Raw genomic sequence first — 23,988 nt, 5'->3', positions numbered from 1 at the left:
CCCTTGAAGAGGCAGGCATGAAAGTCCTGATAGTGGAAGACGAACACAAGGTAGTCGATTACCTGCGCTCCGGACTGACCGAGCAAGGCTGGGTCGTCGATGTGGCGATGGACGGCGAGGAAGGCACGCATCTGGCCATCGAATACGATTACGACGTGGTCGTGCTCGATGTCATGCTGCCGCGCCGCGATGGCTTCGCGGTGCTGAAGGCGCTGCGTCTGCAGAAGTCGACGCCGGTCATCATGCTCACGGCGCGCGATCATATCAATGACCGTGTGCGCGGTCTGCGCGAGGGCGCGGACGACTATCTCACCAAGCCTTTTTCGTTTCTCGAACTCGTCGAGCGACTGCACGCGCTCGCACGGCGCACGCGCGCGCAGGAATCCACGCTCATTTCCGTGGGCGATCTTTACGTCGATCTGATCGGCAGACGCGCCACGCGAGACGGCGTGCGCCTCGATCTCACCGCGAAGGAATTTCAGCTGCTGAGCGTGCTCGCGCGCCGTCATGGGGATATCCTGTCGAAGACGGCCATCACCGAACTCGTTTGGGAAGTAGATTTCGAAAGTCATACCAACGTGGTGGAAACCGCCATCAAGCGGCTGCGTGCCAAGCTCGACGGGCCGTTTCGCACCAAACTCCTGCATACCGTGCGCGGCATGGGCTACGTGCTCGAAGTGCGCGAAGCACGCGACACGCGGGAAACCAGGGAAGACGCGAGAACATCATGAACGTGCAGTGGGCCAAATCCGGCGACGGCGAACCGCGCTCGCAGCGATCCATTGCGCGGCGGCTTGCGGTCATGTTCGCGGTCGTCGCGTTGTTCGTGTTCGCGCTCGTGGGCACCGGGCTTTTTCTCGTGCTGCGTGTGCAGCTCGAACAGCATCTGCGCGACTCGCTCGACAATCGCGCGGAGATCGCACGGCTGATCGTCTCGCACGTATCGAACCCCGACAAGTGGAAGATGGCCAAGGAGAAGCTCGCGGACATCACGCCGCGTGACGGCTCCACGATGTTCGCCGTGGCCAGCAACGACGGGCTTTATAACTACGGCGCGCCGCCCTTGCGCGATCAGATCAAGCGCGTGCAGGACCATTACGGGCACTTCCAGCCCGAAGGCCGCGCGTATGAAATGCTCATGACCACGCTGACCATTCCGCCGTATATGGACCGTCCGCCGTTGCAGCTTTTCGTGGCCGTGGACTGTTCGCCGAACGTGCGGACCATGCGCGCCTTCGGGCTTGCGCTTGCCGCATTGACGGCGCTCGCCACGGTCGCCGTGTTGTTCCTAAGCTATTCGGTGGCGCGACTGGGCCTTGCGCCCTTGACGCGTCTGACACGCGACGCGCAGAACGTAAGCCCGAACAATCGCTCGCAGCGGCTCAACACGCGCTCGTTGCCCTTTGAACTCGAAGACCTCGCGAAGTCATTCAACGGCGCGCTAGAACGGCTCGATCACGCGTATGGACGGCTCGAATCGTTCAATGCGGATGTCGCGCACGAGTTGCGCACGCCCGTCACCATCCTCATCGGCCAGACGGAAGTGGCGCTCACGCGCGACCGGCCGATCGAAGAATTGCGTCATACGTTGCAGTCGAATCTCGAAGAGTTCGAGCGCGTGCGCGCGATCATCAACGACATGCTGTTCCTCGCGCGTGCCGATCAGGGCGAACGCGCAACGGGGCTCGTCGAAGTGTCGCTCGCGGCGGAAGTGAACCGCACGCTGGAGTTTCTGGAGATACCGCTCGAAGAAGCGCAAGTGCGCGCGACGGCAAGCGGCGATGCACGCGCCTTCGTCAACACGTCGCTATTCGGCCGCGCGCTTTCCAATCTCGTGATGAACGCCATTCAGCACTGCGCGCCGGGCGCGACTATCTCGGTCAACATCGCGCGCGAGCATGGGCGCGTGCGGATCGCGGTGGCTAATCCCGGCGAGCAGATCGCGCCGCCTGTCATGGAGCATCTGTTCGATCGTTTCTATCGCGCCGAAAGCTCGCGCACCAACAGCCGGGAGAATCACGGGCTGGGACTGGCTATCGTGAAGGCCGTGGCGGAAATGCATCGCGGCACGGTATCGGCGACGAGTGCCAAGGGCATCAACACATTCGCGTTCTCGGTGGCGCGATTCGGCAATGAGCATCGGCCCATGAGCGAAGGCGGAGCATCGGCCGGGGCGCCGTTATCCGCCGAGCATGCGCAGCAGGCGCGCATTGCGATGGGCCTTTCGGAACGGCATTCCACAGGCTGATTGTTCTCGCGGTGCTTTCCCGCAATGTCAAAAAAAAGGGTTGGCCCTTCCGATGTATCCACATCCGAGCCAACCCAAAAAGAAGAGACGGCTGTGAAGCACATCTCCATGCTCCAGAAACGCCACCTTGCCTGGTTGCCTCCGGAGTTCCAACGGTGTTACTGAGCGGTTTGCGACGTCGGTTTCGTCGAGGCAATGGCAACGGCTATTGCAATGGCTATTGCAATGGCGGCAAGCTTCGCTTCGTGTGCCCTATAGCGTGGAAGCGTCACCAAGAAACTCATTCGCCATCCGAAATAACCGTGCCTTCGTTTCAATCCCTATAGCCATTCGACGATGCCCGCTGACGCTCAATTTTGTCGATGCGCCTGTGGGAAAGGACTGTAAGGAGAATCGCGAAAGGAATTGGCGGGGGAACCAACATATGCGCTGAAATCGCGCTGATTCATCAGATGTTTGGTTCGACAGCGCTCACAGGGCGCTTATTAGAAGACTGCATGAAGTAAAAACGGGCGCCGAGGCGCCCGCTTCTTGCCGCAGCCGTCAAATGACAAATCAAACCGTGCTCAACCGAGCCATCTCCGTTTCGACGATCAGCTTCTTCAACTCCGGCACGCACGATCCGCAGTTGCCGCCGGCCTTCACGCAAGCGGTAACCTCCGCGGCCGTCTTCAGACCCTTGTCCTGAATCGCCTTGCAGATCGTATTGCGCCCGACGCCGAAGCACGAGCAGACTGTCGGTCCTGTGTCCTCGCCCTTGCCTATCGGCTGGCCGAGCAAAAGGCTCGCGCGGTCTTCATCGTCGAGACGCTCTTTCTCGAAGAGACTCGCAAGCCAAGCGCGTGCAGGCAAGTCGGGGCGCTCGGAAACGAACACGCAACTCTCGATGCGATCGTTCACCACATGCGCCGCGCGATACACGCCCGCACTTTTGTCCTCGTATTCGATCCAGTCCGCATGCGGATCGTCAATGCGAAAGAGCGCGCGCGCCCAGTCGTGATGATCGTCATGCGCGGCATCGAAACGATTGCGTCCTGCCAGTTCATGGCGCACGAAACGCGCGCCGTGCACGCGCGTCCAGTGCGTAACGGAATCGAGCGCGGGCGCGCGTCGCGAAAGCGCGAAGCCGTGCCATGTCACGTGGAATTGCTCGATCGACACAGGCGTGTGCTTGAACTCGGGCTCGCCCGATACCGGATCGACGACCGGATTCACCACCGCGCCGACGCGCGCATCCGAGGCAACCTGATCGTTCCAGTGGATCGGCACGAACACGCTGCCGCGCGACATGCCGCCGCCGAATTGAACACGCGCGATCATCGAACCCCAGCGGCTCGTCACGCGCGCGAGCTCTCCTTCGCGCACGCCGTATGCAAGCGCGTCTTGCGGATGCATGTCGATGAACGATTCGCTGATATGCCCGGCGAGCTTCGCCGAACGCCCGGTGCGCGTCATCGTGTGCCATTGGTCGCGCACGCGGCCCGTGTTAAGAATGAGCGGATAGTCGGCATCGGGCGCGTTGACCGGATCGCGCGGCGGCGTCGCGATGAAACGCGCGCGCCCATCGGCATGACTGAAGCGTCGTTCCTCGAAGAGTCGCGCGCTGCCGGTGTCGTCTTTCGAGCGCAGCGGCCATTGCACGGGTTCAAGCAGGTCGTAGTCGTGCTCTCCGAGTTGCGTTAGTCCGCCGATATCGAATGCGCGATAAACGCCCGTCTCCGTGTCGTTGCGATACGCGCTCAAACGCGCGTGTTCATCGAAAATTTCATGCGGCGCCTGGAAGTCGAAGCCCGCAAAGCCCATGCGACGCGCGACATCGCACATGATCCGCCAGTCGGCGCGCGCTTCGCCCGGTGCCGGCAGAAACGCGCGCTGCCGCGAGATACGGCGCTCCGAGTTGGTCACGGTGCCGTCCTTCTCGCCCCAGCCGAGCGCGGGCAGCAACACATCGGCGCAAGCGTTGGTATCCGTATGCTCGATGATGTCCGAGCTCACCACCAGGTCGCACTTCGCAAGCGCGCACTTCACGCGGTCGCCGTCCGGCAGACTCACGACCGGATTCGTGCCCATGATCCACACTGCTTTCACGCGGCCGGCTTCGATGGCGTCGAACAGATCGACGGCCTTCAATCCGGCGCGTTCGGGAATCGCAGGCGACGCCCAGAACGTCTGCACGATCTCGCGATGCAGCGGGCTATCCAGTTCGAGATGCGCCGCCAGCGTGTTGGCAAGGCCGCCCACTTCGCGCCCGCCCATCGCGTTCGGTTGTCCCGTGAAGGAAAACGGTCCCATGCCTGGCTTGCCAATGCGTCCGGTCAACAGATGACAGTTGATGATGCTGTTGACTTTGTCCGTCCCCGCGCTCGATTGATTCACGCCTTGCGAATAAACCGTCACCACGCGTTCGGTGCGCGCAAAGAGCCGATAGAAGGTCATCAAGTCGTGCGCATCGAGCTTGCAGTCCTTCGCGGTCTGCGCGAGATCGGACGGTCCTGCTGCCGCGAGCGCGGCATCGAAGCCGTTGGTGTGTGCATCGACGAAAGCGGAATCGGATGCGCCATGCTCCGCCAGAAACGCGAACAGGCCGTTGAACAGCCGCACATCGCTGCCAGGCTTGAGCGGCAGATGCAGATCGGCCATCTCGCACGTTGCCGTGTGGCGCGGATCGATCACGACGATCTTCACGTCTGGCCGCGCTTCCTTCATCTTCACGATGCGCTGAAACAGGATTGGATGACACCATGCCGTATTCGATCCGACGAGCACGATGGTATCGGCGAGTTCGAGGTCTTCGTAATTCAGCGGCACGAGGTCTTCCCCGAACGCGCGCTTGTGTCCCGCCACCGACGACGACATGCAAAGCCGCGAGTTCGTATCGATGTTCGCGCTGCCGATATAGCCCTTCATCAGCTTGTTGGCGACGTAATAGTCTTCCGTGAGCAATTGCCCCGATACGTAGAAGGCGACCGCATCCGGACCGTGACGTTCGACGATGCGAGCGAATCCGCTCGCCACGGTGCCGATGGCATCGCTCCAGGAGACATCGGCGAGCGCGCCGGTTTGACCGTCGCGCAGCTTCGGTTTGAGCAGACGTCCTTCGAGGCTTACCGTGTCGCCGAGTGCCGAGCCTTTCACGCACAAGCGGCCGAAGTTGGCCGGATGTGTTTCGTCGCCAGCAATCGCCACGTCGATAGCCGTGCGCGGTGTCGCCATTACGCCGCAACCCACGCCGCAATAAGGACATGTCGTGCGAACGGCAGCCGCCTGAACCGGAATGATGGGGATTCTCGCGTTCATATCTATGCTTGCGCTTCGCAAAGCGTCTTGCCGAACAACAAACGTCCGCGCAGATGCGAGACATCCGTGCGGTTCTGAATCAGCTCGAAATACCATGCGCCGTCTTTCACGTCGCCATACAGCACCGCGCCGATCACACAGCCCGCCTGCAACACGAGACGCTTGTAGACGCCGCGACGCGGATCGCGCAGCACGAGGTCTTCGGACGAATCGTCGCCGATGAAATCGCCCGCCGAGTAAAGATCGACGCCCGTGACTTTCAGCTTGGTCGCGGTCGCGCGCTGCACATAGCGGCGATGTCCCGCGCCCGCGAGATGCGCGCCGGCCACACGCGCCTGATCCCAGATCGGCGCCACGAGACCGAACGTAGCCGAGCGATGCTGCACGCATTCGCCCACTGCATAGACGCGCGGATCGTAAGTCTGCAAGGTGTCGTCGACGACGATCGCGCGCTCGCAGTGCAGTCCCGCTTCCTTCGCGAGCGCGATGTTGGGACGCACGCCCGCGGTCATCACGACGAGATCGGCTTCGATCTCGCGGCCATCGGCAAAACGCACCGCCGTCACGCGTTCATCGCCCACGATCTCCGTCGTCTTCGCGGCCATCGCGAAACGCAGACCCTTGGCTTCCAGCGAACGCTTGAGCAACGTGGACGCGCTCGCATCGAGTTGACGGTCCATCAGGCTTTCGCTCGAATGCACGACCGTCACCGACATGCCCTGACGTTGCAAACCGTTGGCCGCTTCGAGACCGAGCAAGCCGCCGCCGATCACCACCGCGTGACGATGATCGCGCGATGCCGCCAGCATCTTTTCCACGTCTTGAATGTCGCGAAACGCGATCACGCCCGGAAGATCGCAACCCGGCACGGGAATGATGAAAGGCTTCGAACCCGTCGCTATGAGAAGTCGGTCGTAGCGCACCTTGACACCGCTTGCCGAGCGCACGATGCGCCGCACGCGATCGATTCCGACCACGGCGTCGCCTGCATGCAGCGTGATGTCATTGGCTCGATACCATTCGCGCGTATTGAGGATGATGTCGTCCACGCTCTTCTCGCCTGCAAGCACGGGCGAAAGCAGAATGCGGTTGTAGTTGCCGTAAGGCTCGGCGCCGAACACGGTGATGTCGTACAGCTCGGGCGCGATCTTCAGCAATTCCTCGACCGTGCGCATGCCCGCCATGCCGTTGCCGATCACGACGAGACGCTGACGCGCCTGCACCATCGGTACATCGGCCGCGCCAGCCGCAACCGCATATTCCGTCTTCATGCGGCAATCCACACTTTGCCGCCGGCCACGCGTGCGCGATACGCGGTCACGGAGCGCTCGGGCGCTTCGAGGCATTCGCCGGTACGCAGATCGAAGTGCTGCTTGTAGATCGGCGATGCCACGACAATGCGCTCGCCCAAGCTGCCGACGATACCGCGCGAGAGCACCGCCGCCTGCGAATGCGGATCGAAGTTGTCGATGGCGAAGACGCTCTGCTCGTCGCCCGCCACATGAAACACGGCCACCTGCGCGCCCTTGAAAAGCGCACAGACGCCGGTGTCGGGCACGATGTCATCGAGTGCGCAGATCTCGGTCCAGTCCTGTTCAATGCGGTCATTCATGGTGGTCTCCAGCGCTCAAACGGTTTCGACGACGACAGGAATGTCGATCAGCTTCAGCTTGCGTTCCTCGGGCGTCGCGGGACGAATCTGGCCGCGCTCTTCCACGAAGGTCACGTTCTCGTCGCTCTTGTCGCTGTTGACGAAGTGACGGAAGCGCTTGCGCGTTTCGGGGTCGGTGACGGCCTTCTTCCATTCGTCTTCGTACGTATCGACGACGAGTTGCATCTCCGCTTCGAGTTCGGCGGCGAGTTCGAGCTTGTCGTTCACGACGATATCGACGAGATAATCGAGGCCGCCTTCGAGGTTGTCGCGCCACACGCTCGTGCGTTGCAGGCGGTCCGCCGTACGCACGTAGAACATCAGGAAGCGGTCGACGTAGCGAATGAGCGTGACTTCGTCGAGATCGGATGCGAGCAGTTCGGCGTGACGCGGCTTCATGCCGCCGTTGCCGCAGACGTAAAGGTTCCAGCCCTTCTCCGTCGCGATGACGCCGATATCCTTGCCCTGCGCTTCCGCGCATTCCCGTGTGCAACCCGAGACGCCGAACTTGATCTTGTGCGGCGTGCGCAGCCCCTTGTAGCGGTTTTCCAGCGCGATGGCGAGACCGACCGAATCGCCGACACCATAGCGGCACCATGTCGAACCGACGCACGACTTCACCGTGCGCAGCGACTTGCCATAGGCATGTCCAGATTCGAAGCCCGCGGCGATCAGCTCTTCCCAGATGAAGGGCAACTGCTCCACGCGCGCCCCGAACATGTCGACGCGCTGGCCGCCCGTGATCTTCGTATAGAGCCCGTACTTCTTCGCCACTTGTCCGACCGCGATCAAACCATCGGGCGTGACTTCGCCGCCCGGCATGCGCGGAACGACGGAATACGTGCCATCGCGTTGAATGTTGGCGAGGTAGTAGTCGTTCGAATCCTGCAGGCCCGCATGCTCCTTCTTCAGCACGAACTCGTTCCAGCACGAAGCGAGAATGCTGGCCACGGCAGGCTTGCAGATATCGCAGCCCAGACCCTTGCCATGCTTCGCGAGCATCGAGCCGAACGTGCGATGTCCTTCCACGCGCGCCATGTGATAAAGCTCCTGGCGCGAATACGGGAAGTGTTCGCAGATATGGTTGTTGACCGCGAGCCCCTGGCGCTTCATCTCGCTCTTCAGCACCTGCGTGACGAGCGGCACGCAGCCGCCGCACGATGCGCCCGCCTTGCATGCGCTCTTCAACGCGCCGATGCTGGTCGCGCCCGCGCACACCGCCGCGCAAATTTCCGCCTTGCTCACGTTGTTGCACGAACAGATTTGCGCGGCATCGGGCAAGGCTTCGACGCCGAGGCCGGGCTTCGCCTTGCCGTCGCTTTGCGGCAGGATCAGGAATTCGGGTGCTTCCGGCAGCTCGATCTTGTTGAGCATCATCTGCAAAAGCGTGCCGTATTCAGTGGCGTCGCCAACCATCACGCCGCCCAGCAGGAACTTGCCGCAATCGGACACGACCAGCTTCTTGTAGATTTGCTTGCGCTCGTCGCTGAACTGATACGAGCGGCTGCCCGGCGTCTTGCCATGTGCGTCGCCGATACTCGCCACGTCCACGCCCATCAGCTTGAGCTTGGTGCTCATGTCCGCGCCCGCGAACATGGCGTCGTCCGCGCCAATGACCTGCTTCGCGACGATGCGCGCCATGTCGTAACCCGGCGCGACGAGGCCGAACAACTGCCCTTGCCACAGCGCGCATTCGCCGATGGCGTAGATATCCGCATCGCTCGTGCGGCATGCGTCGTCGATCACGATGCCACCGCGCGGCCCGATCTCGAGACCGGCCGCACGCGCGATATCGTCACGCGGACGAATGCCCGCGGAGAACACGATCATGTCGGTATCGAGATGCGCGCCATCGGCAAAATTCATGCGATTCGCAGCACCCTCGCCATCGACGATGGCAAGCGTGTTGCGGCCCGTATGCACCGTCACGCCCAGTTCCTCGATCTTGCTGCGCAGCACGCGTCCGCCGCCGTCGTCCACTTGCACGGCCATCAGACGCGGCGCGAATTCGACGACGTGCGTGATGAGCCCGAGATCGCGCAACGCCTTCGCCGCTTCGAGACCAAGCAAACCGCCGCCGACGACCGTACCGACTTTCGATTTCGCACCGAAGGCACGCATCGCTTCGAGATCTTCTATCGTGCGATACACGAAGCATCCCGCGCGCTCCTTGCCTTCGACGGGCGGCACGAACGGATACGAACCCGTTGCGAGCACCAGCTTGTCGTAGGGCAGCACTTCGCCCGTGGATGCCGTCACGGTACGCGCCGCGCGATCGATCGCGACGGCTTTCGCATTGAGTTGAAGCGCATAGCCCGAGCGATCGAAGAAGCCTTCCTGCACGAGCGAAAGCTCATCGGCCGACTTACCCGAAAAGAATTCGGTCAGATGAACGCGATCATAGGCCGCGCGCGGTTCTTCGCAGAGCACGGTGACTTGCAGCGTGTCATGCCCGCTTTCGGCGAGACATTCGAGGAACTTGTGGCCGACCATGCCGTGGCCGATGACGACGATTTTCATGGGGACTCTGCCTGAGTGATGACTTAACCAGCTACACGGTTGTTGCCCGCGAGCGCGCTTTCACGCAACGCGGCTTCGCGTGCCTTGTGTTCCGGGGTAAAGCGCACGGCCAGCGCGCACAGTGCAGCGCCTCCGACCATCACGCCGAGCATCGAGAGCGTGGCTTGCGCATTGCCCACGCCTTTCATGAGGAAGCCCGCCGCGACCGCGCCGACGTTGCCGCCCGCGCCGATCACGCCAGCCACGCCGCCCAGCGCCTTGCGGTCGATGAACGGCACGAGCGCGTAGGTCGCGCCGCAAGCCATATGCGTGAAGAGCCCGAAGATGAGCATCGATACGATGGCGAGCGCGACGCCTTCGGCATGCGCGAACGCATAGAGACCGATGCCTTCGCCCGCGATCAGTACGAACAGCAAGGTCGCGCGAATATCGAGGCTGCGGCGCGCGGCCGCTTTATCGGAAAGCCAGCCGCCGAGCGCGCGGGCAAAGAGCGCGAGCAGACCGAAGCTGCCTGCCGCCAGTCCTGCCGCGCCGAGCGAGAGCTTGAAGTGATCGACGTAGTACACGGCCGCCATGTTGTGGATGAACACTTCCACGCCGAAGCACGCGCCGTAGGTCACGAACAACATCCACACGCGATAGTTCGAGCATGCGGTCACGAAACTCTGCCAGCCGCCCTTCTTGCCGCCGTCGATGGCAACGCCCAGTTCGCGCAGTTGCGTGAAGTTGCCTTGCGGACAGTCTTGCGTATAGCGCCAGTAAAAGTACGCCATCACAGGCATGGCGATACCCGGCACGATCAGCGCGATGCGCCACGACGATGCCGCGCCTGCGCCCAACGCGATCGCGGCGGCAACCAGCATCGGCACGAGAGCTTGTGCGGCGCCTGCGCCTGCGTTGCCCCAGCCCGCGGTCGTGGCGTTCGCGGTGCCGACGACGTTCGGCGCGAACATCACCGACGTGTGGTATTGCGTGATGACGAAGCTCGCACCGATTGCACCGATGGCAAGACGACACCACAGGAAGCTGTCGTAGCCCGTGGAAAGCGCCGCGCCGAACACCGGCACCGCGCCTACGAGCAACAGCGCGCTATAGACCTTGCGCGGGCCGAAGCGGTCGCACATCGGGCCCACGATCAGACGTACGAGAATGGTCACGGCCACGGCCGCGATATTGAGGTTGGCGACCTGGTCGTTGGAGAGGCCGTATTCGCGCTTGATGAGCGGCATCAGCGGCGCGCAAGCGAACCATGCGAAGAAGCATACGAAGAACGCCATCCATGTGAGATGGAAGGCGCGCATCGGCGCCGTGCGCATGCTGAAGAGATCGATCCGGGTGGCTTTGTCCATCGTCTTTCCGCCAAAAAAGAAAGGCGTCCCGCGCATCAGCCGGGAAGCCGATGCGGGGGACGCCGTTGTCCGATGCCCGCATGGCTTTAACCTGCCGGGCGCTGTAATCAGGACGGATCGCCGTTGATCCGATGGCGGGACATAAGGCAAGGGATATGCCATGTTGAAGGCGTGCAGCTCAAAACCATGCGGCATAAGCGTTCGAGCCATCCTGCACCGGCAACGCGCATTGGCTCCGCGTCGCGTTTTGATGCGCGCGGGCACATCGCTGGTGCGGCGCAGCACTGATGGCGTGCGAACGTCGCTTATATTTGAACCGTCTGGTTAATCGTGCGAATGAACGCGGGACGCCATGCGTTTGGCAACGCATCGAGGCATGCGCGCGCTGTTCGGGTGCCGGCTGCACATCGACAGTGCCTCCTTGCGGTGCGACGTGATGCGCGCGTCGACGCGCAAGCCCTTGCGACATGTACGCAAGCGCGTTCCCGGCGCAAATGGCCCGCTTATTGCATTGCTCGAAGCGCTGCCGGCAACGGCGCTGGCAGCAGCGCAAAGCATGCATACATCGACCGATGCGTGCATCGACCAAGGCCCAAGGACAACGGCGTCCCCTCGTGCAACGACACGGGCGGACGCTTTTTGCATTTCGTCCCGCCGCGCCGATGCGCCCCACCGATACAGGCGAGTCATCTCGCCCCGAGCCGAAAGAGAACACGATGAATCACGTTGAAGGCAAAGTCACCCTCCTGAGCGCGGGTCCCGGCGATCTCGACTTGCTGACCTTGCGCGCGGCCAAGGCGCTCGCCGCCGCCGACATCCTCATGCTCGACGACCTCGCCAATCCAGAGATCGTCACGCTTGCGCCCAACGCGCGCGTGATTCGCGTCGGCAAGCGCGGCGGTTGCCGGTCGACACCGCAAGCGTTCATCGAACGTCTGATGCAGCGTTATGCGAGAAAGGGCATGCACGTGGTGCGCGTAAAGGGCGGCGATGCGCTGCTGTTCGGCCGCGCGGGCGAGGAAATTTCGGCGCTACGCCATGCAGGCATTGCCGTGGATATCGTGAACGGCGTGTCGTCGGGATTCGCGGCGGCAGCGGGGCTCGGCATTTCGCTGACGCATCGGGATCATTGTCAGGGCGTGACCTTCGTCACGGCACACATGCAGGATCACAGCCAACCGGACTGGGCCGCGCTCGCCGCCACCGGCACGACGCTCGCCATCTACATGGGCATGAGCCGCATTGCGAGCATCGCTCAGGCGTTGCTCCTGGCGCTGCGTGCAGATACGCCGGCCGCGGTCGTGCAGCACGCGGGATCGCCCGATGAGAAGCGCCTCGTCACCACGCTCGATCGTCTCGCCGCCGACGCCACCGCCGCCGGACTCGGCAGCCCCGCCGTCATTCTGATTGGCGGCGCGATAGGCGAAGCCGTCGAATTCGCGTGCCATTCCAGGCAAGGTCTCGCGCATGCCGCTTGAGCGAATAGTTCGCGATGCAACGTTGAATCCGCGCGTTCGTCGCAACGAAAGACGCTGGTCGCGCACATTCGCACGCCGTATTGCCTATGCCATTCGGCCAGGTTCTCAAGCGGCCTGGCGCACGTTAGAGTCGAAGGTATCGCGTATGCCTTCGTTCCGACCGTTTCCCGCATGACTCCTGCTCCATCCATGTTGCGCGTCTTGCTCGTCACCGACACCGCCAAGCCCATCGGCGACTTGCGCGAGCAGCTGGCGCGTCTCGGTTACGACATGCTCGCCGAGGTCGCCGCGCCTTCCGCGCTGCATGCGGCCGTGGAGAGCCAGAAGCCGGATGTCGTCATCATCGATACCGATTCGCCTTCGCGCGACACACTCGAACAGCTCGCGGTGATGAACAAGGCCGCGCCGCGTCCCGTGCTCATGTTCAGCAACGACGCCGATCAGCAGTTCATTCGCGCCGCCGTCGGCGCGGGCGTGACAGCGTATTCCGTGGAAGGGCTCGCGCCCGCGCGGCTTGCACCGATCATCGAAGTCGCGCTTGCTCGCTTCGCACACGAGGCGCAGTTGCGGCAGCGGCTCGCGCAAGTGGAGAACGAGCTTGCGGAGCGCAAGATCATCGACCGCGCGAAGCGGCTGCTGATGGATCGCCGCGGCCTGTCCGAGAACGACGCCTACGCCATGCTGCGCAAACGCGCGATGGACCAGGGCGTGAAAGTCGCGGAGATCGCGCGCCAGCTTCTCTCGGTCGCGGATTTGCTGCCCTGACCAAGCACATTGCACAGACCATGAACTTGCCCGAAACGAATACATCCCCGTCCGCGTTGCCCGAACGCACGCATTTGCGGCTCGGCTTCGTCGCGTTGAGCGACGCCGCGCCGCTTGCCGTCGCGGCCATCCACGAGATGGGGCGGCGCCATGGCATCCGTATCGAACTGTGCCGTCAGCCTTCGTGGGCCGCCGTGCGCGACAAGCTGCTTTCCGGCGAGATCGACGCCGCGCACGCGCTATATGGGCTCGTGTATGGCGTGCAACTGGGCATCGGCGGGCCGCAGGCGGACATGGGCGTCCTGATGGTCCTCAACCGCAACGGTCAGGCGATCACCTTTTCAAACCCGCTCGCCGATGCCATTCAGAATGGCGCGAGCGTGAAAGATGCGCTGGCGTCGCTCGACCGCCCGCCCGTGCTTGCGCAGACTTTCCCGACCGGCACGCATGCGATGTGGCTGTATTACTGGCTGGCGGCGAATGGCGTGCATCCGCTGCGCGACGTGCAAAGCGTCGTGATTCCGCCGCCGCGCATGGCCGATGCGATGGCCGAAGGCATGCTCGACGGCTTCTGCGCGGGTGAGCCGTGGCATGCGGTGGCCGAAGCGCGCGGCGTGGGACGCACGGTTGCGTACACGAGCGAAGTCTGGCCGGATCATCCGGAGAAGGTCCTTGCGTGCCGGCGCGATTTCGTCGCGCTGTATCCGAATAGCGCGCGGGCGCTGGTGCGTACGCTGCTCGACGCATGCGCGTGGCTCGACGCGCGCGAGCATCGCGTGGAGATTTCGCGGGCGCTGGCTTCGGCGGAGTTGCTTGGCGTCCCGGCGGCGCTCATCGAAAGCCGGCTGGCTGCTGCCGATGGCGGCGACGCGCGCGCGCTTCCCGTGCGCTTCTTCGACAATGGCGCGGTGAACTTTCCGCGCGTGTCGGATGGCTCGTGGTTCATCACGCAGTATCGGCGCTGGGGGATGCTTTCCGGTGAACACGACGATGCCGCCATTGCGTCGGCAGTGAACCAGACGGCGTTGTATCGCGAGGCGGCGCTGGCGGCAGGCGTAAGTGTGCCGGACGAGTATCGAAAAGCGACCTTGTGCGATGGACGCGTTTGGGATGGCGGCGATACGGCCGGTTATCTCGCGGGCTTCGATGTGAAGGCTTGAGCGCGGGCTGTTGTCTCGTCTCGCGAAACTGCATCGGCCGGCGCGAGGGCCAGGCGCAAACGTCGCAAGCGACCAGGACACGCCGTACGCCAGCTTGCATGCACGTCGGTTCGACCCGGTCGTGAGCACGCCAGCCAACGCAATGTTCAGTGGCGACTCGGCCTCCGCGCCACGATCAAGCCGTCTCGATCCCGCCAAGCCTTGACTTAAGCGCCTAAATCAAGAGAATGGGCGCCGCCGCGCGACCCTCGCGGGCGGGTTTTAGCGCCCCGGCGCCAACATCATGGACAATATCGGGATACGGATCGAAACGCGCTGACGTTCTCGTCGCGCGCTTCGGCTCACGCAACCGCGCTCAAACGGCCTGCCGTGCGCCGCTCGCGGCATCGGCTGCCGTTTTCCGCACACCAGAACCGCGCCGCCACCGGCCACCAGCGCCGCCGAGGATAGGTCGTCCTCGCAAGCAGCCACAAGGAGCATCAAACACATGACCGACATGAATCCGTCCTTCTTCGGCAGGATAGGCATTGCCTTCGGAGCGTTCTTCGGCGTGCTCGGCAACGGCGCGTTCGCCGGCCGCGTGCAGCGCCTGCGCGAAGCCCCGCATGCGCCGGAAGCGCCCGTGCCCGCCGCTGCGCCGGTGGCAACCGCGCCGGTCGCGCCCAAGCCCGCGCCGTCGCCGCTGAAGGAATCGAGCCCCGTCGCCGCCTTGCAATTGCTCGGCCTTTTGCAGCGCGACGCCCGCTTCATCGATTTCGTCGAGGAAGACATCGCCAACTACAGCGACGCCGATATCGGCGCGGCCGCGCGTCTCGTGCACGACGGCTGCCGCTCGGTGCTGCGCGAACATTTCACGGTCCAGCCTGTGCGCAACGAAGCCGAAGGCAGCCGCATCACGCTGCCCGAAGGTTTCGACGCCAGCGCCGTGCGGGTGACCGGCAACGTCGTCGGCAAGCCGCCTTTCTCGGGCAATCTCAGCCATCGCGGCTGGAAGGTCGCTGAAACACGTCTGCCGAAGCTCGCGGACCAACACGACGCGAGCATCGTCGCACCGGCCGAGGTGGAGCTATGAGCGATCATCACGAAGAGAACGCGCCGCGCTATTCCATCGGCGTCGATCTCGGCACCACGCACTGCGCGCTGTCCTACGTCGACTTGTCCGCAAGCGACGGCGAGAAGACCGCGCAAGGCGTGCTGTCCATCGCGCAACTGACGGCGCCTGGCGCGGCCGAGGAGCGCGAGTTGCTGCCTTCGTTTCTATATCTGCCGCATCCGAGCGAACTCGCGCCCGGCGATCTGACCTTGCCGTGGACGCAGGAGCGCCCGTTCATCGTCGGTGAGCTGGCGCGCAGCCGGGGCGCCGGCACGCCCATCCGCCTCGTCTCCAGCTCGAAAAGCTGGCTCTGCCATCCGGGCGTGGATCGTCGCGCGGCCATCCTTCCCGCCGATGCTCCCGAGGAAGTCGAACGCGTCTCGCCGCTCGAAAGCTCGGTGCGCTATCTCACGCACTTGCGCGAGGCATGGAATCACGCGCATCCGGACGCGCCTTTCGATCAGCAGGACGTCACCGTGACGATTCCCGCCTCCTTCGACCCCGCCGCCCGCGAACTCACCGCCGAAGCCGCGGCGGCGGCCGGCTATGCGCGCATGACACTGCTCGAAGAACCGCAAGCCGCGCTCTACAGCTGGATTCAGAAGTCGACGGGCGGCTGGCGCAAGCAAGTGAAAGTGGGCGATGTGATTCTCGTCGTCGATGTCGGCGGCGGCACCACCGATCTCTCGCTGATCGCCGTGGTTGAGCGTGAAGGCAATCTCGAACTGCATCGCGTCGCGGTCGGCGAACACATCCTGCTGGGCGGCGACAACATGGACCTGGCGCTCGCGCATATCGTCGCGCGCAAGCTCGCGGCCGCCGGCACGCAACCCGATCCGTGGCAACTGCGCGCGCTCACTTATGCGTGCCGTTCGGCCAAGGAAACGCTGCTCACCCATCCGGACACGGAAACCGTGCCGCTCGTCGTGCCGAGCCGTGGCTCGAAGCTGATCGGCGGCTCGCTGCGCACCGAGCTCACGCGCGCCGAACTCACGCAGATCTTGCTCGAAGGCTTCTTCCCGCAAGTCGATGGCAGCGCGCGCCCGGTCAGCCGCGCACGCGCCGGTCTCACGCAACTCGGTCTGCCCTATGCGCAGGATGCCGCCGTGACGCGTCACCTCGCCGCGTTCCTCGGCCGTCAGGTGCACGCGCTCGCGGAAATCGAAGGCTTGCAGCACGAAGCCCCGCAAGGCGCGACGCTGCTGCATCCGACCGCGGTGCTCTTCAACGGCGGCGTGTTCAAGTCGCCGCTCCTGGTCGAGCGCGTCATGTCCACGCTCAATTCATGGCTCGCCGCCGAGAACGCGCCCGCCGCGCGTCTGCTCGAAGGCGCGGACCTCGATCTGGCGGTGGCGCGCGGCGCGGCCTATTACGGCTATGTTCGGCGCGGCAAGGGCGTGCGCATTCGTGGCGGCACGGCACGCGCATACTACGTCGCGGTCGAGTCGGCAATGCCTGCCGTGCCCGGACTCGAACCGCCCGTGCAGGCACTGTGCGTGGCGCCTTTCGGCATGGAGGAAGGCACGGAGGCCGCGCTGCCCGCGCAGGAGTTCGGGCTCGTGGTCGGAGAGCCGGTGCATTTCCGCTTCTTCGGCTCGTCGGTGCGCCGTCAGGACGAGGTGGGCACGCTGCTCGAATACTGGCAGCCGGACGAACTGCAGGAACTCGAGGAGATCGAGGCATCGCTGCCATCGGAAGGGCGCACGCCCGGCGAAGTCGTGCCGGTCAAGCTGCACGCGCGCATCACCGAGGCCGGCACGCTCGAACTCGAAGCCGTGCCGCGCGGATCGTCCGAGCGCTGGAAGGTCGAGTTCGACATGCGCGGCGGCGTGAGCGCCGACTCGGGCATGGGCCTGTAAGTGCCGGCGCGTAAGAAGGCGGCGGGCGCGCGCTATCGCGTCGGTATCGATCTGGGCACGAGCAATACCGTCGTCGCCTATGCCGAAGCGGGCTCGGACGAAATTCGCGTCTTCGAGATGGAACAGCTCGTGAGTCCGGGCGAAGTGGCGGCGCGCCCGCTCCTGCCATCGTTGCGGTATCACGCGGCAGCGGGAGAACTGAACGCGAGCGACTTGCAGTTGCCGTGGCCCCGTGACGCAAACGCCGGGGCACAGCCCGAAGTGGTCGGCCAGCTCGCGCGCGTGCTGGGCGCGCAGGTTCCGGGGCGGCTCGTTTCGAGCGCGAAAAGCTGGCTCTCGCATGCTTCGGTGGATCGTGTCGCGCCAATTCTGCCGTGGGGCGCGGGCGACGACATCGAAAAGATCTCGCCCGTCGCCGCGAGCGCGAGTTATCTCGCGCATGTGCGCGCGGCGTGGAACCATCGCTTTCCGGGCTCGCCACTCGAAGCGCAGGACCTCGTGCTCACCGTGCCCGCATCGTTCGATGAAGGCGCGCGCGCCCTCACGCTCGAAGCGGCGCGCATGGCCGGGCTTACGGCGCTGCGCCTGCTGGAAGAACCGCAGGCGGCGTTCTACGACTGGCTGTTTCACCATCGCGAAAAGCTCGCCGATGAACTCGCGGCCACGCGGCTCGTGCTCATCTGCGATGTCGGCGGCGGCACGACCGACCTCACGCTGATCCAGGTCGAGATGGACGGCCCGGAGCCGCGCCTGACGCGCATCGGCGTGGGCAACCACCTGATGCTCGGCGGCGACAACATGGACCTGGCGCTTGCGCATCTGGTGGAGCGGCGCCTTGCCGGCAACGATCAGGAGCGCCTCTCCGCCGCGCGTCTTTCGCAACTCGTCGAACGTTGCCGCGCGGCCAAGGAGCAATTGCTCGGCGTCAACGCGCCGGACAAGGCCACGATCACGCTGCTCGGCGCGGGCTCGAAGCTGATCGGCGGCGCGCGTTCCACGGAAGTGACGCGCGAGGAGATCGCGCGGATCATCGTCGATGGCTTCTTTCCGATGGTCGCGCCCGACGAGCGTCCGCGTCGCGCGCGCGGGGGTATCGTCGAATTCGGGCTGCCTTATGCAAGCGATGCCGGCGTCACGCGGCACGTCGCGGCGTTTCTCGCGCAACACGCCACGCAGGCGCGCGAGGCGTTGAGCGAAGCGGCATCTGACCAAGCCAGCTTGCCCGTTCCCGACACGCTGCTCCTGAACGGCGGCGTGTTTCGCGCCGAACCGCTTGCGAGCCGTATCGCCGAGGCGCTCGGTTCATGGCGCGGCGCGCCGGTCCACGTGCTCGCCAATCACGATCCGGACGTTGCCGTGGCGCGCGGCGCGGTCGCCTATGCGCTCGCGCGCGCGGGCCGCGCACCGAAGATCGGCGGCGGCTCTGCACGCAGCTATTTCCTGCTGCTCGACGAAGACAAGAGCGACGCTGGCGAGCGCGGCGTCTGCGTGCTGCCGCGCGGCACTGAGGAAGGTCAGGCCATCCATCTGGCGGACCGCACCTTCGCGTTGCGGCTCGGCGCGCCGGTGCGCTTTCACCTGGTGTCTTCGGTGGCGGATGCGACGTTCAAGGCAGGCGAGATCGCCGATGTCAGCGCCTCGGCCGGCGACTTCGTGCGCTTGCCGCCCATCGCCACGGTCGTCGATCCGCGCGGCCAGGAGGCGAATCACGCGCACAAGCCCAACGAGACGCCCGTGCAATTGACGACTTCGCTCACTGAAGTCGGCACGCTGGAGATGCACTGCATCGCCACCGACGATCCCGCCAAACGCTGGCTGCTCGAATTTCAATTGCGCCGGGAGAATGCGTCGAACGACGCGGCGGCAAGCGAAACGCATCCTGCGTTGCCGAAAGCCATCGATCTGATCGACCGCACTTTCGGCGCGCGTTCACAGGACGTCGGCCCGAAGGAGATCAAGCGCCTGCGCGCGCTGCTCGAACAGGCGCTCGGCCCGCGCGATAGCTGGGATCTCGCGCTCTTGCGCGAGCTTTACGGCGCGCTGTGGGACCGCGCGAAACGCCGCCGCCGTTCCGCCGATCACGAACGGCTGTGGCTCAACCTGACGGGCTATTGCTTGCGGCCGGGCTTCGGTCATCCGCTGGATGGCTGGCGCGTCGAGCAATTGTGGACGCTCTTCGACCAGGGCATCCAGTACGGCAACGAAAGCCAGATCTGGTCCGAATGGTGGACGCTATGGCGGCGCGCGGCGGGCGGTCTGCCCGAAGCCGCGCAACTGCGCCTGCTCGACGACATGGCCTTCGTGCTTCAGCCGCCCGGCACGAGCCGCTACCGGCGCGCGGCGGGCGCTGCGCGCGCGGGCTATGAAGACATGGTGCGGCTCGCGGCATCGCTCGAACGCGTGCCGGTCGCGCGCAAGATCGAAACCGGCGAATGGCTGCTCACGCGGCTGAAGAAGCCTTCGGAGAACGTGCAGAGCTGGTGGGCGGTCGGGCGGATCGGCGCGCGGCAACCGTTCTACGGCAGCGCCCATGGCGTCGTGCCGCCCGAGACGGCGACCGCCTGGCTCGGCACGATCCTCGCGCTCGACTGGAAGAAGGTCGATCCGGCGGCGTTCGCGGCCGTGCAGATCGCGCGCATGACGGGCGACCGTTCGCGCGACCTTCCCGACGACATCCGCGCCGCCGTCGTGCAGCGCCTGGAGACGATGGGCGCGGCGGAAGCGTGGATCGCCATGGTCCGCGAAGTCGTCACGCTCGATCGCGCCGACGAAGGCCGCGTGTTCGGCGAGGCGTTGCCGGCAGGGCTCAAGCTCATCGGCTGAACTGGCGTCGATGCGGCGCGTCGAGACCGCGAATTGCTTCGCTCTCAGAAGCTTTTTGCGAAAGACGGCGCGAAAGCCTTGCGCCGTCTTGATTCCCGGCTATGCGCGTCCTATGGTTATCAGTGTGTTCGTCCTGGACACACACTGAAGGAGGTCATCATGCCATCCCCACGCAAGGCTCAAGCGAGCAATCCCGCCGAAACCGAAATGTCGAGCCGCAAGAAAACGGCCGGTCCCAAGGCATCGCCGCCCAAGGCAGCGGGCGCCAAGGAAACGCAGGTCGCCAAACGCAGCACCAAGGCCAAACCGAAATCGTGAATGCGCGAGGCGCGGTATCGCGCACTCTCGCGCGGTACGGTTAGCCCTCGTCATCGCGCGGGGGGCATCGGTCGTGGCTGTCCTTCGATACGGCGAGCAGGCATGCCCGGCTCGCCGTTCGACTGATCCGGTTCCGAGATGCACCGGTTGCTTTGCGCGTCGACTCTCTCCTCCTTCCCCGCCGCTGCCGTCCAAAGCCATCTTTTTTCAGCGTCCGCCCGCCAAAAGCTCGCATTAATTTCCGTTTTTAACGGTTGATGCCTAAAAAAAGGCGTATTGGTAAGACCAAGTTGGCCTACAGTAGATATCCCCGAAACCGCGACTCGAACAAGCGATGGCCGTCCCTCAACGCGCCGAACGTGTGCGCACTCCCGAGATTTTCTCCGCCGCGCGAGAAGCGGGGCTCAGTCTCGTTCGCAATCTTTCCATTCCGGCCGCTTTCGCCGACCGCGCGCTGGAAGCGCAATTCCTCGAAGATCACGCGCAGCGCTTCTGCGCGTTCAGGCGCGCATCCGCGCTGCTCGCGCTCGTCATCTGGACCTGCTTCCTCTGGTGGGACTTCAGTTTCTCGCAAGGCAACAGCGCGCTGAACGGGCGCCTGTCCGACATTCTGGCAATCCGCTTTGCGGGCATCGTGTTGCTGATTCTCGAATGCTGTCTCGTCCTGCGGCCCTCGTTCCGCTCGCACGCGATGTCCGAGAAGGTCATCCTCACGGGCATCTACGGGCTCTTGTGTCTGATCCTCGCGCTCTTCGCGATCACGCCCTCGCCCTATAACTACACGCAGCATTTCACGGGGCTGTGCCTCGCGCTCTTCGTGCAGTTCAGCTTCTTCTATCTGCGCTCGCGGGTCGTGCTGACGGCGGGCATCGTCACCATGGCGTCGATCGTGGTGCTGCAGCTCACCGCGCATCTGCTCAATCCGGAGAATTTCTTTGCCGGACTGTTCTATATGTTCAACGTGATCGTGGTCGGCCACGGCGTCTGCGTGCACGCCGAACGCGTCTCGCGCGAACGCTTTTCCGCCGAGCGCGCGCTCGCCTCGCTCAACGACGAACTGCGCGCCGCGAACGGCTCGCTCGCGCGCAAGAACGACGAGTTGGAGATCTCCAGGAAGGACCAGGAGAACAAGACCACGGCATTGCTCGCGTTGCGCGAACAGCAGATGATCGCCGCGCAAACCGCGAGCCGCGAGAAGTCCAATTTCCTCGCCGCCGCGACCCACGATCTGCGCCAGCCAATGCACGCGCTCAACCTGTTCCTGCAAGCCGCCGCCGAGGCCATCCGCAACGGCGAGTTCGAGCAGGCGGAACGGCTCATCGACGAATGCGGGCGCTCGTCGATCATTCTGGCGCGGCTCTTGAATGCCGTGCTCGATCTCTCGCGGCTCGAATCGGGCCGCGTGGTGCCGCGCTATCACGTGTTCGACGTGCGGCGAACCATCGAGGAAGCCGTCGAACAATTGCGTCCGTTCGCCATGAGCCGTGGCGTCGACTTGCGGCTGCGGCTGCCGAAGTCGGAAGTCGTCTGCGTGAGAAGCGACGCGCACTGGCTCGGACGCGCCATCGCCAATCTGATCTCGAACGGCATCAAGTACGCCGATCAAAGCAAGACCGCCAGCAAGACCGCCAAGCCCACCGTGATCGTCGGCGTGGTGCGCTCGCCGACGCGGGCGCGCATCGACGTGCTGGATAACGGCATCGGCATTCCAGCCGATTATTTCGATGCCATCTTCCAGCCCTTCTTCCAGGTCGACAACCCGGAGCAAGATCGCGACAAGGGGCTGGGACTCGGCCTGTCTATCGTCAATGCGGTCATTTCGATGCTGGACGAACACCGCATCGAGCTCAAGTCCACCGAAGGGCGCGGTTCGCGTTTCTCACTGGAAATGCCGCAGTGCGGACCGACGCTCGACAAGCCGTCCACGCGCGCGCCTGCATTGTCCGAGGCGAACGAAGCGGCGGCGCTGAGCGGGCGCTACGTGCTGCTCGTGGAAGACGACGGCCTCGTGCGCGCATCCACCGAGGCGCTGCTTTCGCAATGGGGCGTGCTTTACGACTCCGCCGCGACCTTCGACGAGTTCGAAACCATTCTCGCGGACATCGAGCGCTTCCCGGATCTCATCATCACCGACTACCGCCTGCGCGACTCCAAGACCGCGCGCGAAGTGGCCATGCTGGGCACCGCAAGGCTCGGCCGTCCGTGTCCGTGTCTGGTCGTGACGGGCGAACCGTCGGCCACCATCGTACCGCTCGCGTGCGAGCAGGATGTGCTGAGCAAGCCCGTGAGCCCGGCGGAATTGCGCCGCGGCATGGTCGCGTTGATGCCGAACGCAGCAGCCGGCCAGAGCGCTTGCGAGGCAGCCATCGCATGAGTGTGCACAAGGTCATCTACGACACCGACCCCGGTATCGACGACGCTATCGCGCTCGTGTTTCAGACGTTGCATCCGCGGATCGAACTCGTCGGCATCACGAGCGTGTTCGGCAATGCGGATATCCATACGACGACCGCCAACGCGCTCTATCTTGCATCGCGTTTCGCGCCGAACGTGCCGGTCGTGCGCGGCGCGGCGGCGCCTTTGCAACGCGCCGCGCCCGAACCTATTCCGCATATCCACGGCGACGATGCGCTCGGCAACGTCGAGCGCACGGAAGCCGTCACGGTGAAGGAGGACGGGCGCGCGGCACATCGGTTCATCATCGAGAAGGTGCGCGCGGAGCCGGGCGAAATCACGCTGCTCGCGGTCGGGCCGCTCACGAATCTCGCGCTCGCGTTAAGAGACGATCCGGAGATTGCATCGCTCGTGCGCGAGGTCGTCGTCATGGGCGGCGCGTTCGGTTACAACGGCGCGCTCGGCAACGTGACGCCCGCCGCCGAGGCGAACATCCATGGCGACCCGGAAGCGGCCGATATCGTCTTCGGCGCGCCGTGGAAGGTGTCGATCGTCGGGCTCGATGTAACGCATGAAACCGTGATGACGAACGCGTTTCTCGCCGATGTGCGGGACAGCGCAGGCAATGCCGGCCGATTCGTATGGAACGTCTCGCGCTTTTACGAGCGCTTTCACGCGAACGACGGCGAGACGCGCGGCATCTACGCACACGATTATTCGGCGGCCGCTTTCGTCGTCGCGCGCGAACTGTTCACGACGAGAAGCGGGCCGGTGCGCGTGCTGACCGAAGGTATCGCGGCGGGTTTGACTGTGCAAAAGCCCACGTCGATGCGTGCCAGTGCGCCGGATTGGGACACGCGGCCATCGTGCGACGCGTGTATCGGCGTCAATGCGGACGCGGTGCTCGAACTCTTTGCTCGGACATTGCGCGGCTGACGTGCTTGTCTAGTGCACCGCTTCTTTCATGCAACCGGCGCGCGCCGCGGCAATGCCGACACGCTGCGGCTTCCACCTTGCCGAAGCGGATCGGCGG

General features: G+C 64.4%; 16 protein-coding genes. 11 read left to right on the top strand and 5 right to left on the bottom strand.

Annotated features, from left to right (window positions below):
* Positions 1 to 17: 17 nt before the first annotated feature.
* Positions 18 to 731, top strand: a complete 714-nt coding sequence (locus NCR98_RS15585; protein ID WP_244828488.1) for a heavy metal response regulator transcription factor — start codon at positions 18 to 20, stop codon at positions 729 to 731.
* Entirely contained in the window at positions 728 to 2,248 is a 1,521-nt protein-coding gene (locus tag NCR98_RS15580; RefSeq protein WP_250466737.1) for a heavy metal sensor histidine kinase, read from the top strand. Before NCR98_RS15585 ends, NCR98_RS15580 begins: the two co-directional genes overlap by 4 nt.
* A gap of 555 nt (positions 2,249 to 2,803) precedes the next feature.
* On the opposite strand, the gene NCR98_RS15575 is transcribed toward NCR98_RS15580, so the two are convergent.
* Genes NCR98_RS15575 through NCR98_RS15555 form a run of 5 tightly spaced genes read right to left on the bottom strand, consistent with a single transcriptional unit; the run spans position 2,804 to position 11,065 of the window.
* Complete coding sequence (locus NCR98_RS15575; RefSeq protein WP_250526607.1) at positions 2,804 to 5,545, bottom strand: nitrate reductase; 2,742 nt, start codon at positions 5,543 to 5,545, stop codon at positions 2,804 to 2,806.
* 2 nt (positions 5,546 to 5,547) lie between these two features.
* The gene (locus tag NCR98_RS15570) at positions 5,548 to 6,816 is read right to left on the bottom strand and encodes an NAD(P)/FAD-dependent oxidoreductase (RefSeq protein WP_250526606.1); all 1,269 of its coding nucleotides are present in this window, start codon (positions 6,814 to 6,816) and stop codon (positions 5,548 to 5,550) included.
* Positions 6,813 to 7,157: a nitrite reductase small subunit NirD gene (gene nirD, locus NCR98_RS15565; RefSeq protein ID WP_244828499.1), complete on the bottom strand. Its 345-nt coding sequence runs from the start codon at positions 7,155 to 7,157 to the stop codon at positions 6,813 to 6,815. Before nirD ends, NCR98_RS15570 begins: the two co-directional genes overlap by 4 nt.
* A gap of 15 nt (positions 7,158 to 7,172) precedes the next feature.
* Positions 7,173 to 9,716 carry a nitrite reductase large subunit NirB gene (gene nirB / locus NCR98_RS15560; RefSeq protein WP_244828500.1) on the bottom strand — a complete coding sequence of 848 codons (2,544 nt, stop codon included), beginning with the start codon at positions 9,714 to 9,716 and terminating at the stop codon, positions 7,173 to 7,175.
* A 23-nt stretch (positions 9,717 to 9,739) separates the two neighbouring features.
* The gene (locus NCR98_RS15555) at positions 9,740 to 11,065 is read right to left on the bottom strand and encodes an MFS transporter (protein ID WP_250493242.1); all 1,326 of its coding nucleotides are present in this window, start codon (positions 11,063 to 11,065) and stop codon (positions 9,740 to 9,742) included.
* 716 nt (positions 11,066 to 11,781) lie between these two features.
* On the opposite strand from NCR98_RS15555, the gene cobA reads away from it, so the two are divergent.
* From cobA to NCR98_RS15510, 9 genes are all read left to right on the top strand, one after another.
* Positions 11,782 to 12,543: a uroporphyrinogen-III C-methyltransferase gene (cobA, locus tag NCR98_RS15550; protein ID WP_250526605.1), complete on the top strand. Its 762-nt coding sequence runs from the start codon at positions 11,782 to 11,784 to the stop codon at positions 12,541 to 12,543.
* Between the two features lie 189 nt (positions 12,544 to 12,732).
* Positions 12,733 to 13,308, top strand: a complete 576-nt coding sequence (locus NCR98_RS15545) for an ANTAR domain-containing response regulator (protein ID WP_244829714.1) — start codon at positions 12,733 to 12,735, stop codon at positions 13,306 to 13,308.
* Positions 13,309 to 13,328: 20 nt separating this feature from the next.
* Entirely contained in the window at positions 13,329 to 14,468 is a 1,140-nt protein-coding gene (locus NCR98_RS15540; protein WP_250526604.1) for a CmpA/NrtA family ABC transporter substrate-binding protein, read from the top strand.
* Between the two features lie 487 nt (positions 14,469 to 14,955).
* Positions 14,956 to 15,540: a DUF2760 domain-containing protein gene (locus NCR98_RS15535; RefSeq protein WP_250526603.1), complete on the top strand. Its 585-nt coding sequence runs from the start codon at positions 14,956 to 14,958 to the stop codon at positions 15,538 to 15,540.
* Entirely contained in the window at positions 15,537 to 17,420 is a 1,884-nt protein-coding gene (locus NCR98_RS15530; protein WP_250526602.1) for an Hsp70 family protein, read from the top strand. Before NCR98_RS15535 ends, NCR98_RS15530 begins: the two co-directional genes overlap by 4 nt.
* Positions 17,421 to 20,243 (top strand): Hsp70 family protein, encoded by a 2,823-nt coding sequence (locus NCR98_RS15525; protein ID WP_250526601.1) that lies wholly within the window; start codon positions 17,421 to 17,423, stop codon positions 20,241 to 20,243.
* 159 nt (positions 20,244 to 20,402) lie between these two features.
* Positions 20,403 to 20,561, top strand: a complete 159-nt coding sequence (locus NCR98_RS15520) for a hypothetical protein (protein WP_244828514.1) — start codon at positions 20,403 to 20,405, stop codon at positions 20,559 to 20,561.
* A gap of 334 nt (positions 20,562 to 20,895) precedes the next feature.
* Positions 20,896 to 22,935: an ATP-binding response regulator gene (locus NCR98_RS15515; RefSeq protein ID WP_244828515.1), complete on the top strand. Its 2,040-nt coding sequence runs from the start codon at positions 20,896 to 20,898 to the stop codon at positions 22,933 to 22,935.
* Entirely contained in the window at positions 22,932 to 23,891 is a 960-nt protein-coding gene (locus NCR98_RS15510) for a nucleoside hydrolase (RefSeq protein WP_250526600.1), read from the top strand. The genes NCR98_RS15515 and NCR98_RS15510 overlap by 4 nt, the downstream gene beginning before the upstream one ends.
* Positions 23,892 to 23,988: the final 97 nt, after the last annotated feature.

Origin of the sequence: Caballeronia sp. GAWG2-1 (genome assembly GCF_023631405.1) — a bacterium.
Lineage (GTDB): Bacteria > Pseudomonadota > Gammaproteobacteria > Burkholderiales > Burkholderiaceae > Caballeronia.
This window is presented reverse-complemented; position numbering and strand designations above follow the sequence as displayed.

Bases quoted from the DNA above. Each gene is read 5' to 3' on its own strand.
- NCR98_RS15530 (WP_250526602.1), top strand. From the start codon at position 15,537: ATGAGCGATCATCACGAAGAGAACGCGCCGCGCTATTCCATCGGCGTC.
- NCR98_RS15585 (WP_244828488.1), top strand. From the start codon at position 18: ATGAAAGTCCTGATAGTGGAAGACGAACACAAGGTAGTCGATTACCTG.
- NCR98_RS15575 (WP_250526607.1), bottom strand. From the start codon at position 5,545: ATGAACGCGAGAATCCCCATCATTCCGGTTCAGGCGGCTGCCGTTCGC.
- NCR98_RS15555 (WP_250493242.1), bottom strand. From the start codon at position 11,065: ATGGACAAAGCCACCCGGATCGATCTCTTCAGCATGCGCACGGCGCCG.
- NCR98_RS15540 (WP_250526604.1), top strand. From the start codon at position 13,329: ATGAACTTGCCCGAAACGAATACATCCCCGTCCGCGTTGCCCGAACGC.
- NCR98_RS15520 (WP_244828514.1), top strand. From the start codon at position 20,403: ATGCCATCCCCACGCAAGGCTCAAGCGAGCAATCCCGCCGAAACCGAA.
- nirB (WP_244828500.1), bottom strand. From the start codon at position 9,716: ATGAAAATCGTCGTCATCGGCCACGGCATGGTCGGCCACAAGTTCCTC.
- NCR98_RS15570 (WP_250526606.1), bottom strand. From the start codon at position 6,816: ATGAAGACGGAATATGCGGTTGCGGCTGGCGCGGCCGATGTACCGATG.
- NCR98_RS15535 (WP_250526603.1), top strand. From the start codon at position 14,956: ATGACCGACATGAATCCGTCCTTCTTCGGCAGGATAGGCATTGCCTTC.
- cobA (WP_250526605.1), top strand. From the start codon at position 11,782: ATGAATCACGTTGAAGGCAAAGTCACCCTCCTGAGCGCGGGTCCCGGC.
- NCR98_RS15545 (WP_244829714.1), top strand. From the start codon at position 12,733: ATGTTGCGCGTCTTGCTCGTCACCGACACCGCCAAGCCCATCGGCGAC.
- NCR98_RS15510 (WP_250526600.1), top strand. From the start codon at position 22,932: ATGAGTGTGCACAAGGTCATCTACGACACCGACCCCGGTATCGACGAC.
- NCR98_RS15580 (WP_250466737.1), top strand. From the start codon at position 728: ATGAACGTGCAGTGGGCCAAATCCGGCGACGGCGAACCGCGCTCGCAG.
- NCR98_RS15515 (WP_244828515.1), top strand. From the start codon at position 20,896: ATGGCCGTCCCTCAACGCGCCGAACGTGTGCGCACTCCCGAGATTTTC.
- nirD (WP_244828499.1), bottom strand. From the start codon at position 7,157: ATGAATGACCGCATTGAACAGGACTGGACCGAGATCTGCGCACTCGAT.